The 11388-nt window shown below is 61.7% G+C and carries 9 protein-coding genes; 5 read left to right on the forward strand and 4 right to left on the reverse strand.

The window, feature by feature from the left end; all coding sequences use genetic code 11:
• The first annotated feature begins 378 nt into the window (after positions 1–378).
• The 3 genes from rpiA (at position 379) to gor (ending at position 3201) form a co-directional block, all read left to right on the forward strand.
• Entirely contained in the window at positions 379–1110 is a 732-nt protein-coding gene (gene rpiA / locus NKI38_RS32560; RefSeq protein ID WP_352664861.1) for a ribose-5-phosphate isomerase RpiA, read from the forward strand.
• Entirely contained in the window at positions 1097–1696 is a 600-nt protein-coding gene (locus tag NKI38_RS32565) for a DUF2059 domain-containing protein (protein WP_352664863.1), read from the forward strand. Before rpiA ends, NKI38_RS32565 begins: the two co-directional genes overlap by 14 nt.
• A gap of 113 nt (positions 1697–1809) precedes the next feature.
• Complete coding sequence (gene gor / locus NKI38_RS32570) at positions 1810–3201, forward strand: glutathione-disulfide reductase (protein ID WP_352664865.1); 1392 nt, start codon at positions 1810–1812, stop codon at positions 3199–3201.
• Between the two features lie 70 nt (positions 3202–3271).
• On the opposite strand, the gene mgtE is transcribed toward gor, so the two are convergent.
• Both mgtE and NKI38_RS32580 read right to left on the reverse strand, forming a co-directional pair.
• Positions 3272–4636, reverse strand: a complete 1365-nt coding sequence (gene mgtE / locus NKI38_RS32575; protein WP_352664867.1) for a magnesium transporter — start codon at positions 4634–4636, stop codon at positions 3272–3274.
• Between the two features lie 271 nt (positions 4637–4907).
• Complete coding sequence (locus tag NKI38_RS32580; protein ID WP_352664869.1) at positions 4908–6794, reverse strand: ABC transporter ATP-binding protein/permease; 1887 nt, start codon at positions 6792–6794, stop codon at positions 4908–4910.
• A gap of 603 nt (positions 6795–7397) precedes the next feature.
• On the opposite strand from NKI38_RS32580, the gene NKI38_RS32585 reads away from it, so the two are divergent.
• Positions 7398–7838: a hypothetical protein gene (locus NKI38_RS32585; RefSeq protein WP_352664871.1), complete on the forward strand. Its 441-nt coding sequence runs from the start codon at positions 7398–7400 to the stop codon at positions 7836–7838.
• Between the two features lie 36 nt (positions 7839–7874).
• Here NKI38_RS32585 and NKI38_RS32590 read toward each other — a convergent pair whose 3' ends face one another.
• Both NKI38_RS32590 and NKI38_RS32595 read right to left on the reverse strand, forming a co-directional pair.
• Complete coding sequence (locus tag NKI38_RS32590; protein WP_352664873.1) at positions 7875–8555, reverse strand: DsbA family oxidoreductase; 681 nt, start codon at positions 8553–8555, stop codon at positions 7875–7877.
• A gap of 15 nt (positions 8556–8570) precedes the next feature.
• On the reverse strand, positions 8571–10391 hold the full coding sequence (locus NKI38_RS32595; RefSeq protein WP_352664875.1) for an extracellular solute-binding protein: 1821 nt from the start codon (positions 10389–10391) through the stop codon (positions 8571–8573).
• Between the two features lie 232 nt (positions 10392–10623).
• Between NKI38_RS32595 and NKI38_RS32600 the strand changes: the two genes are divergently transcribed.
• A complete protein-coding gene (locus NKI38_RS32600; RefSeq protein ID WP_352635353.1) occupies positions 10624–11253 on the forward strand; it encodes an invasion associated locus B family protein in 630 nt (209 codons plus the stop codon).
• Positions 11254–11388 lie beyond the last annotated feature (135 nt).

The following is an 11388-nucleotide window of genomic DNA, read 5'->3' on the forward strand; positions in this document are numbered from 1 at the left end:
AATCAACTTTTGCGGCCCTCCCGCGGGCCGGGGCGTTGGGGCCCCCCCCGCGGTGCGTAAATTGGGGGGCGGGCCCCCCCAAATGGGGGGCCCCCCCCGGGGGGTCCAATTGGGGGGCCGCCCCGCCACAAATGGAAAACCCGCCACGGCGGCGGCGGGTTGTCGGCGCGAATCAGCACCATGGGCAAATATGTAGCATGCCTGCCCTCACCGGGTCAACGAGACAGAGGAAATAATTCCTATCTTCCGTCGGCCGTTGATGGTTCGCGCGCACTTCGATGAGATGCGGCGCATCGGCAGAGCTCTTGCCAGGGGCTTTGACCGGACAGGCAAAAATGGTAGGAGCCCGAAACACTGGGTTTCGGGACAGCAAGCCGCATGGATGCAAGGCAATTGAAGGTCGAAGCCGCACGGGCGGCACTTGCCCATGTGAGCGACGGCATGCGGCTCGGCATCGGCACCGGCACCACGGCCGAAGAGTTCGTGCGGCTGCTTGCCGAAAAGGTTGCGACCGGCATGACCGTCATCGGCGTGCCGACTTCGGAGCGCACCGCGTTGCTCTGCCGTGAGCTAGGCGTGCCACTGTCGACACTGGAGGAAACACCTGAGCTCGATCTCACCATCGACGGCGCCGACGAGGTCGACCCGGAGCTGACCCTGATCAAGGGCGGCGGCGGTGCGCTGCTGCGCGAGAAGATCGTCGCAGCCGCCTCCCAGCGCATGATCGTCATCGCCGACCGGTCGAAGATGGTCGAGACGCTCGGCCGTTTTCCATTGCCGATCGAAGTCAACCAGTTCGGCCTGCGCGCAACCGAAATCGCGATCGGTGCCGCGGCTGAAAAGCTCGGTCTTTCCGGTCCGGTCATATTGAGGATGACGGGGGGGCAGGCTTTTGTTACAGACGGCGGCCATTTTATCCTCGATGCATCTTTTGGCCGCATTCCGGATACAAGAGCGCTTTCGAATGCTCTCCATGCCATTCCGGGCGTGGTCGAGCATGGTCTTTTCATCGGGCTGGCGTCAGCGGCCATCATCGCCGGCGGCGACGGTATCCAAACTGTCCATGCCGCCCGAAAACCAGGGAGTTCTACCGATCATGATGTTGCATAACCGGGTTCGCAGCCTTTCCATCCTTCTGGCGGCTTCAGCCGTTTTCGCCTTCTCGTCGCCGGCGTTTTCGCAGGATGTAACGGAATCGCACCTGAAGGCCGCCCGCGCCGCCGTCGCTGCGATCCACGCGACCGACCCGTTCGACAACATCCTGCCGCAGGCAGCCGCCGCGCTCGAGTCGCAGCTCATCCAGAAGAACCCGGACATGCAGGAATTGATCGGCAAGACCATCAGCGAGGAGGCTCTGGCGCTGGCTTCGCGCCGCGCCGACCTCGAGAAGGAAGCAGCGCTCGCCTACGCAAAAGTGTTCTCGGAACAGGAACTCACCGATATCGCCGCCTTCTACAATTCCGATTCGGGCAAGAAGCTACTCGACAGCGGCCCGACGGTGACCCGCGACCTGGTCAAGGCAGCCGACATCTGGCAGAACGGCCTCGCCCGCGATCTCGCCCAGCAGGTCGGCGAAACATTGGCGGCGGCTTCCAAGGCAAAGGCGCCTGCAGCGCCAGCCGCACCCGCGGATAGCGCCGCCCCGGCGGATGGCGCGGCACCCGCCGATGGTGCGGCGCCCGCGGACAACAACTGATCCGCATATCAAACGGCCTTGCGGCCATCTGCGAAGCCCGGCTTGTCCGGGCTTTTCTTTTGACGCTTTGCGGCCTACCTGTCTCTCAAATTTCCGAAACTCAAGGAGCCGTCATGGCCGGTTACGACTACGATCTTTTCGTCATCGGCGGCGGTTCGGGCGGTGTGAGGGCGGCGCGCGTGGCGGCCGCACTCGGCAAGCGCGTCGGCATCGCCGAGGAATACCGTTTTGGCGGCACATGCGTCATTCGCGGCTGCGTGCCGAAAAAGCTCTATGTCTATGCCTCGCAATTTCCGGAGCATTTCGCCGACGCAGCCGGCTATGGCTGGACGGTGCCCGAAGCCAGTTTCGACTGGCAGACGCTGGTCGCCAACAAGGACCGTGAGATCAGCCGGCTGGAGGCGATCTACCAGAGGAATGTCGAGGGCGCCGGCGGCGAGGCTTTTCATTCGCGAGCCATGATCGTCGACCCGCATGTGGTGCATCTTCTCAGCGAAGACCGTACCGTCACATCAGACCAGATCCTGATCGCCACCGGTGGCCGCCCGGCGGCGCATCCGGCACTGCCCGGCCACGAACATTGCATCTTTTCCAACGAGGCTTTCGACCTCAAGGAGCTGCCCAAGGCGATCATGATCGAGGGCGGCGGCTACATCGCCGTCGAATTCGCCAACATCTTCCACGGTCTCGGCGTCGACACCACGCTGGTCTATCGCGGCAAGGAAATCCTCAGCCGTTTCGACATGGATCTGCGGCGCATGCTGCACGAGACGATGGAAAAGAAGGGAATAAAGATCCTTTGCCATTCCGTGTCCGAATGGGTCCGCAAGCGGCCGGACGGCCGGCTCGACGCGCTTCTCACCAGCGGCAAGGTGCTGACGGTAGACCAGGTGATGCTGGCCATCGGCCGCATTCCCAACACCGAGAATATGGGCCTCGAAGGCATCGGCCTGGAGATGACCAAGATCGGTGCGATCGCGGTCGACCAATACTCCCGGACCAACATCGACAACATCTGGGCGATCGGCGACGTCACCAACCGCGTACAGCTCACGCCGGTGGCGATCCATGAGGCGATGTGTTTCATCGAAACCGCCTTCAAGGGAAATCCGACCGCGCCCGACCACGAGACGATCGCCACAGCGGTCTTTTCGCAGCCGGAGATCGGCACCGTCGGCCTGTCGGAGGACGATGCCGTCAAACGCTTCCCCGACATCGAAATCTACCGCGCCACATTCCGGCCGATGCGGCACACCCTGTCCGGACGCGACGAGAAGATGCTGATGAAACTGGTGGTAGATGGCGCGTCGAAGAAAGTGCTCGGCGCCCACATATTGGGGCCGGACGCCGGCGAGATGGCGCAGCTTCTCGCCATTCCGCTGAAAGCCGGCCTGACCAAGGATGATTTCGACCGCACGATGGCGGTGCATCCGACAGCGGCGGAAGAACTCGTCACCATGTACAAGCCGACTTACCGCGTGAAGGACGGCGAGCGGGTCGGCTGACGGGCAAAACCTGGGCTGAAGAAGAACTCCGCCGCAGCAAGGTCATGCCACGGCGGAGATCAGGATGCCGCTACAGCAGCGTGCCGCGCAGGATCACCAGCGCCACCGAGAAATAGATCACCAGGCCGGTGACATCGACCAGCGTGGCGACGAACGGAGCCGATGCGCTGGCAGGATCGAAGCCGATGCGTTTCAAGGCGAACGGCAGCATCGATCCCGACAGCGAGCCGAAGGTGACGATGCCGACGAGGGCCGCGCCGACCGTCGTGGCGATCAGCGGCCAGTGCGGGCCGTAGTCATAGAAGCCCATATACTGCCAGAGCGCGATGCGGCAGACGCCGACCACGCCGAGCATGGCGCCCAGCACGAGGCCGGTGGGCAGTTCGCGCAGCGCTACGCGCCACCAGTCGCCGAGACCGATCTCGCGCAGCGCCAGCGCCCGGATGACGAGCGATGTCGCCTGCGAGCCGGAATTGCCGCCAGAGCTCATGATCAGCGGGATGAACAGCGTCAGCACGATCGCCTTCTCCAACTCGCCCTCATAGCTTTGCATGGCATTGGCCGTCAGCATCTCTGAGATGAACAGCGCGCATAGCCAGCCGCCGCGCTTCCTGATCATGGCGAGGAAGCTCATCTTCATGTACGGCTCGTCAAGCGCTTCCATGCCGCCGAAACGGTGCGCGTCCTCGGTCGTCTCCTCGATCATCGTGTCGATGATGTCGTCGATGGTGACGATGCCGAGGATCTTGCCGTGGTCGACGACCGGGACGGCGAGCAGATCGTATTTCGAGATCGTCTGCGCCAGGGTTTCGCGATCGGTCAGCGGGCCGACCGTCACCGGCATACGATCCGGCGCCACCGTCATGATCGAATCGTCCGGCTCGCCCGTGATCAGCCGGCGCAGGCCGGTCGATCGCACCAGAAGGTGCGTTTGCGGATCGACGATATAGATCGCATAGACGGTTTCGCGCGTCCGCTCGACCTTGCGGATGTAGTCGAGCGTGCGGCCGACTGTCCAATCCGAGGGCACGCTGACGAACTCCGTCGTCATGATCGATGCGGCGCTGCCTTCGGGATAGCCCAGAATGGCAAGCAACGTGGCGCGCAGCGGCGGTGCAAGCCCGCCGAGCAGCTCGGAACGAGCCGGCTCCTCCAGTTCGCGCAGGATGTCGGCGGCGCGGTCCACCGACATGGCGGTGAGCAGCTTGCCCGCCTTGGCGCGCGGCAGTGCCTCCATGAGTTCGGACGCGCCGTCGAGTTCAGGCTGATCGAAGATCTCGACCAGCCGCTCGAACGTCACTTCGCAAAGCAGTTCCGTCGCGGTTTCTCGCGGCTCCCTGTTCAGGGCCTCGACAATGTCGGCGACGTGATCGTTGGCTAGGATACGGGCGATCGCGACGGCCTCGTCGCTCGCTACGGCGGTAAATTCGTTCATGGCTCACTCCTTGCCGTCCGGCAGGACATGAACCATTCGAGGTCACGTCTAGGCGGACGGCGGTTGCGTTCGACTGTGACTGTCGCCAGGCATGGCGCGGTGACCTTTCCGCTTGCGGGTTCGCGTTTGACTGTCTGCAAGCGGGCGCAACATAGGAGCGCGCCTTGCCGAGTCAATCGCAGTGAGGAAGGATAATGCCGGCGAGCGGCCGAGATCGCGAGACTGTGATCGCCTGCCGCCGCAAGTCGCGGCCGGCTCGGTCACCGCGTCGTTATTTCTGCTTCAGCCGGCGCGAGAAACGCAGCCACTTATCCTCGACGGGCCTCGGCTGCGTGAGAATGGTGGTGAGCTCGACAGGCAGGGTCGGAACCAGCGGCTTCTTGGTGGCGACGCCGTCGGCGATCGCGACGATGCTGTGGTAGAATTCGCTGCCTGTCATCGATCGTGGCGCCACCGCCTCGTGCATGACGCTGATCACCGTGACATCGGGGCAGTTGTCCTTGATGGCCTGGTGGAAGGCAACCTTGCCATCGGGATCGAGCGCGCCGGTCGCCTCGTCGAGGAACAGCAGCCCCGGCTGCTGCAGCACGATGCGGGCCACCACCAGCTTCTGTTTCTGGCCGCCCGACAGGACTTGATCCCAGCTTTTGCCTTCGCGGTTTTCGTCGGCCAGGTGTTCGATGAAATCGCCAAGCCCGGCCTTGTGCAACGCCGACGCGACCTGCGCATCGCCATGATCGTGCTCGGAGCCGGGCAGGCAGACCAGCTGTTTCAGCGACACCGGCTGTAGCTTGACCTCCTGGGCGGCATAGAAGCTCTTCACGCCTTCGGGGAAGACGATGGTGCCGCGGCCATACGGCCACAGGCCGTTGATCGCCTTGATCAGCGAGGTCTTGCCGCAACCCGATTCGCCTTTCAGGAACGTCCACTCGCCGCGCCGGAAGCGCAAATTGGCGGCACTGAGGAAGGGGGTGGCGTCCTCGCCCTGATGAGCCAGTTCGAGTTTTTGGATGGTCAGGCCGAAAACCGGGTTCTGGCTGGCATAATGGAAGTCGGAGCGGCCGGTCTGGCTGTAGAATTCCTGTGGGTGCTGAACATTCTCGATCGCATTGGCCAGCTCGGTGACACGCTGGCTGTTGGCGCGCAGCGTGGCGATGTTCGGCATGACGTGGATGAACCAGGAGCATTGACTGATCAGCGAATTGACCAGCTCGGAGCCGGTTATGTAGCCCTTGAGATCGAAACCGTTGTGGATGAACGGCACCAGGCCAGGTCCGTAGGCGACAATGCGGGCACCAATGAAATTGTAGATCAGCTCGAACGAATTGTAGCCTGTGTTGACGATATTCAGCCGCGCCCAAGTGCGGTCGATGTCGACATAAAGTCGATTGTGCATCGTCTTCTGCACGTCCTCGCCTTGCGAGGCAGCGACATGGAAGCTGCGACGCAGGAAAGTGGTCAGCTCGCCGCGATAGCTGCCTTCGGATTGCTGCATCCTGACGTTGAGCCGTTCCAGCAGACGACCCAGTTTGACCGCGATCCAAGTGTTAAGCGGCACGTAGGTGGCGACCGCCAGGAAAGCCAGAACCGCGCTGCCGTAGCTGCCGAGGAATTCCAGCCCTTTCACTTCCGCCGAGTTTTCAAGCAATTTCTGGCCGACGAAATAAAGCGATGTGGCAACACCCAGGACGCCCATGGCGAGACCGATGGCTCCGCCGGTCATGTCCTTGATCGATTCCTGGACGCGCTGATCGATGTTGTCGGGAGCGGCATTGCCGGACGAACCATGCTGGGCATGGAAATGCGTATGATTGGTGTCGAGCAGCGCTTCGTTGAAGCGGCTGTCCAGCCAGCCGCGCCATTTGCGATGCAACGTCGCTGACACGAGGCTGCGTATGCCGGTGAAGCCGGCGTCCTTGAGCACGACCAGCAGTACGAGGATGCCGGCATTGACCAGCAGCGAGCGAAGCGGCGTGGTGTTGGCGGCGTCATGGAAGAAGGCGATCGAGTTGACCAGTTCGCCGGAGGCTTCGGCGAACCAGACACCGGCTTTGCTGGACAGCGCCGTGAGCAGCGCGATCACCAGCGTCAGTGTCCAGGCTTCCTTCCAGCGGTCCGAGACCCAGTAGGCCCGCATCAGGCCCCAGAAGCTGCGCATCGACGATACCGGCGTCAGAAGCGATCGCCCTGCGGCATCGCGAGGTGTTTTTTCCGGTACTGACTCTTGCGATGGTCTATCGACCCGAATCACTATCCCGCCCAAACCTTTTTTCTTTTGTTACGGATGGTAACACCAATTGATCATTTTCCATTAATTTAAAACCGGGCCGACCGGATTACCCCGGCTCCCGTTGCCGTGAGGCAACAGGTTACACGCTGAAATATGGCGCCAACGGTCGGCAAAAATCAGGATATCATTATTAATTTCAAATGTTTGATCTGGGGGGGCAGGCCGTCTGAGTAGCTTCCCTTAGGGAAAGGTTTTCACACGGTTTTGTGAACTCGAAATCATGTGGATCGGTCGGTTTCTCACTGCGGGCTGGCCTGAAAACCCGAAAATTGCCGTTTGTGATCTCGCCGCGCCGGCCGTCATTATCCTTGCCGGAGTCAGGAAGTGACCGGAAAAATCGTCTGAGCAGCGCGTTCCGTCTTGTCGGGTCAGCCGAGGAACTGCGTTTGACAATTCATCCGTTCGGGATTGAACCTTGTCGGGCATTGTCGACACACATGCATGTCCGGTTCTCCAACAAGGAAGTTCCCAATGCTTGCACGCGCGGCCGCAACCCTGTCCCTCTTCGCCTGGCTCTTTGCCTCGGTATCTTTGGCGCATGCCGCCTCGCAGAGCATCCCGGCCAGCGCCGAAGGCCAGATCGAGTTCAACACGCCGTCCGGCAACATTGGCTGCATCTACACGGCGAAAGGCGGCACCAGCACCTACGAGCCAAGGGATGGCGGCCCGGAGCTGAGCTGCTCGCGGGTCGAACCGCGCTACGTCACCATCATCCTTGGACCCAAGGGGCCGGCCACGCTGATCAAGAACCCAGGCGAGCAGGGCTGCTGCAGCGATGTCGACAAGCTTGGCTACGGCAACAGCTGGAGTGCGGGGCCGTTCTCGTGCCAGTCGTCAACCAAGGGACTGACTTGCACGGCCACGAATGGCCATGGATTTTTTATCAGCAAGGCCAAGGTGACGGTGAAGTAAGACTTGCTCTTGCCGGGAAGGTGAGGGTGGCCTGCCTCAGCCGACCTTTTCCAATTCGCCACGCGCCTTGGCAGCCGCCACCTGACGAATGGCATCGGCCAGGGCATCGGCATCCTGCGCACCCATGACCGCGTATTTGTCTTCCAGCAGGAAGCACGGCACGCCAGATATGCCCATGCGCGACGCCGTGGCGATCTCGGTACGAACCGCCTCTACATCGGCGTCGGTCGGCAAAAGCGTGGCAACCACTGATGCGTCCATGCCGGCTTCGCGCGCGGCTTCGGTCAACACGGCATGGTCGCCGATATTGGCGCCTTCCTCGAAATTCAGCTGGAACAGCCGGCGCACAAGCCTGTTCTGCACGGCTTCGCCGGCAGCACCGGCCCAGCGGATCAGGCGGTGAGCATCGAGCGTATTCGGCGCCACCTTGATGGCGTCGAAGGCGAAGGAAATGCCTTCGGCTTCGCCCAACGGCTCAATGCGGGCATGAATCTCGCGGATGCGTTCGTCGCTGCCGAACTTGGCCAGCATGTAGTCGTGGCGATCCTTGCCCTGCGCCGGAATGGTCGGATCGAGCTGGAACGGCCGCCAGCGGACATGCACGTCGACATCGCCGACAGCGGCAATCGCCTTGTCGAGCCGCTTCTGACCGATGAAGCACCATGGGCAGACGACGTCGGACACCACATCGACGGTGATGGCGTTCGGTTCGCTCATCTCGATCTCCTGATTTCAGTTCGGTTTGCGCCACCAGGTCGGCAGTTGATACCCGAATATGGGCGTCTTACGCGGATGTTCCAGGTAGTTCCAGTATGCAATCCATTGCTGCGTGTTGTGCTGCATCGGCACCATGTAGTTGCCGGATATCAGCAGCCGGTCGAGAACACGAACGGCAGCGACATAATCCTCCTTCGTGCGGGCGCGCAGCATCGCTTCGATTGTCGCGTCCACCGCCGGATCGGCCACGCCGGCAAGATTGAACGAGCCTTCCGTCCTGGCCGCGGCCGAACTCCAACGGCCGGTCTGTTCGATGCCGGGCGACAGCGAATTGTTGAAGCCGCTCGATCCGACCAGGACCTCGAAATCGAAGCGCTGCTTGCGCGACTGTATCTGATCGCCATCGAGGCTCCGAATGGTGAGGTCGATTCCGATCTTCTCCAGCGTGCGCTGGTAGATGCCGGCAAGGCGCTCCTCGTCCTGCGAGGCGGTCAGGATCTCGAAGCCGAAAGGTTTGCCCTCGGCATCGAGCATTGTTCCATTCTGCACGTGGTAGCCGACACTTTTCAGCAGATCGAAAGCTGCCTTCAACACGCGGCGGTCCTGGCCGGATCCGTCGGTCACCGGTGGCCGGTAAGTGCCGTCCATGACATCGGCCGGCACACGGCCGGGGTAGGGCGCCAGAAGCGCCTTCTCCCTGTCGTCGGCCGGATGACCGAGCGCGGAAAGCTCGGAATTCTGCCAGTAACTCATCGTGCGCGTGTATTTGCCGCCGAACAGGTTCTTGTTGGCCCATTCGAAGTCATAGAGCATGCCGAGCGCGCGCCGCACGACCGGGTTGGCGAATTTCTGCAGCCTCGTGTTGAACAGGAAACCGGTCACCACGGGCGGAATCCCGGTGTCGAAGGTTTCCGCGACCACGTCTCCCTTGTGGAAGGCGGGAAAATCGAGATCGCGCTCGCGTTTCACTGGATCGCTATCGTCGTCGATGGCGCAAAGGCCCTTCTTGAACGCTTCGAGCTTGGCGTTGGCGTTGAGGAAATACTCGATGGTGATCTGGTCGTAATTGTCGAAACCGCGCTTGGCCGGGATATCCTTGCCCCAGTAATCCGGATTGCGCTTGAAGACGATGCGCTGGCCGGGCTGTACCTGCGCGATCGTATACGGACCACTGCCGATCACCGGCTTCAGCGTCGTCTTGTCGAAGGTTTCCTTGTCGAAGGCGTGCTTCGGGATGATCGGCGTCAGCGCGATGATCAGCGGGAATTCGCGATCGGCCTTGTCGTTGAAGGTGAAACGCACGCTGTGGTCGCCGGTCTTTTCGAGCTTGGCGACCCTGGCCATGCGGTCGCTGTAAGGCGGTCGCCCTTTCTCGGTGTAGACTTCATAGCTGAAGAGCACGTCCTCCGGCGTCACCGGCTGACCGTCAGACCACTTGGCCTTCGGGTTCAGATGGAATTCGATGCTCCGGCGCTCCGGGTCCATGTCGGCCGTGTCGGCGAGCAGCCCGTAAAGCGTGAAAGCCTCGTCGGCATTGCGCTGCATCAGCGGCTCGAAGACCAGATTGCCGAAGATCGTGTCCATCATGCCACGCGCCGTCGTGCGCAGGCTCTTGAGGATGAAAGGGTTGAGATTGTCGAAGCTGCCGACGACGCAATAGGTGATCGAGCCACCCTTCGGCGCGTCGGGATTGACGTAGTTGAAATGCGTGTAGTCGGACGCCAGCGCCGGTTCGCCCTGCATGGCGATCGCGTGCTTCGGCTCCGATGCGGCGGGCTGATGCGAAAGTGCGAGAAACGATGTCGCGGTGATCAGCCAAACAAGAACGCGGCCCATGACCGTCTCCTTAATGGGTCGGCTTGATGATTCGGTGCGCACCCTAGCATGAGGCAGCCGCGCACCGGCCAATCGTGCGTTCAACAATTGCTGACGTCGGGCTGGATTCGACACCGCTTGCAGTGTAACACGCCCTCCGAAGTCATTCTGTTGCCTCATTTCGGCAACAGGTAGCTGGACCACACGGCACGAAGAAGCCGGTCCCGGGATCATTTGAGAGGAAGTGCACGACATGACGAGCCTGAACAGCAACGCGTACCGCCTGTCGGTCATGGCCGCTGGCGTGATCGGCTTTCTCTGCGCAGGGCTTCCCGCCGCTTCGGCACAGCAGCAACAGCAGATTCCGCAAGGCTGGTTCAAGGCTTGCACCAAGCAGGAAGACGTCGACATCTGCAATGTCCAGAACATCACCACCGCCGGCAACGGCCAGTTGGTTACCGGCGTCAGCCTGATCGAGCTGAAGGGCAAGGTGAACCGCAAGGTGTTCCAGGTGACGGTCCCGACCGGTCGTCTGGTACCTCCCGGCATCGGCCTGCAGATCGATACCGGCAAGGCGCAGAAGCTCGATTATGTCATCTGCTTCCCGGATCGTTGCGTGGCGGAAGTGCCGCTGACCGATCAGCTCGTCGCCGCGTTCAAGAAAGGCCAGGCGATCACGCTGACCTCGGTCAATTTCCAGAACCAGCCCAACCCGATCAAGGTCGCCCTGCAGGGCTTCAGCGGGGCCTATGACGGCCCGGCGCTGCAGCAGTCGGACATCGAGGACCGGCAGAAGAAGCTTCAGGATTTTGTCGCCAAGAACAACCAGGATTTCGCCAAGAAGCTCAAGGAAGAGCAGGACAAGGCGAAGACAGCCAACTGATCGGCCGATCGTCGGACCAACAAAGAAGCGGGGTCATGCCCTAATGCAGTTCACTTAGGCACCTTCAGTGTTCTGACAGGATATTTGGCTGGTAGCCTTTTGACGACACGGGGGCATGATCGCCCCCGTGTTTTT

This window comes from Mesorhizobium sp. M0621 (assembly GCF_040320745.1).
In the GTDB taxonomy this organism is placed as follows: Bacteria; Pseudomonadota; Alphaproteobacteria; order Rhizobiales; family Rhizobiaceae; genus Mesorhizobium.

Coding starts and splice junctions, on each gene's coding strand:
- rpiA (WP_352664861.1), top strand. CDS start 379: ATGGATGCAAGGCAATTGAAGGTCGAAGCCGCACGGGCGGCACTTGCC.
- NKI38_RS32565 (WP_352664863.1), top strand. CDS start 1,097: ATGATGTTGCATAACCGGGTTCGCAGCCTTTCCATCCTTCTGGCGGCT.
- gor (WP_352664865.1), top strand. CDS start 1,810: ATGGCCGGTTACGACTACGATCTTTTCGTCATCGGCGGCGGTTCGGGC.
- mgtE (WP_352664867.1), bottom strand. CDS start 4,636: ATGAACGAATTTACCGCCGTAGCGAGCGACGAGGCCGTCGCGATCGCC.
- NKI38_RS32580 (WP_352664869.1), bottom strand. CDS start 6,794: ATGCGCAGCTTCTGGGGCCTGATGCGGGCCTACTGGGTCTCGGACCGC.
- NKI38_RS32585 (WP_352664871.1), top strand. CDS start 7,398: ATGCTTGCACGCGCGGCCGCAACCCTGTCCCTCTTCGCCTGGCTCTTT.
- NKI38_RS32590 (WP_352664873.1), bottom strand. CDS start 8,555: ATGAGCGAACCGAACGCCATCACCGTCGATGTGGTGTCCGACGTCGTC.
- NKI38_RS32595 (WP_352664875.1), bottom strand. CDS start 10,391: ATGGGCCGCGTTCTTGTTTGGCTGATCACCGCGACATCGTTTCTCGCA.
- NKI38_RS32600 (WP_352635353.1), top strand. CDS start 10,624: ATGACGAGCCTGAACAGCAACGCGTACCGCCTGTCGGTCATGGCCGCT.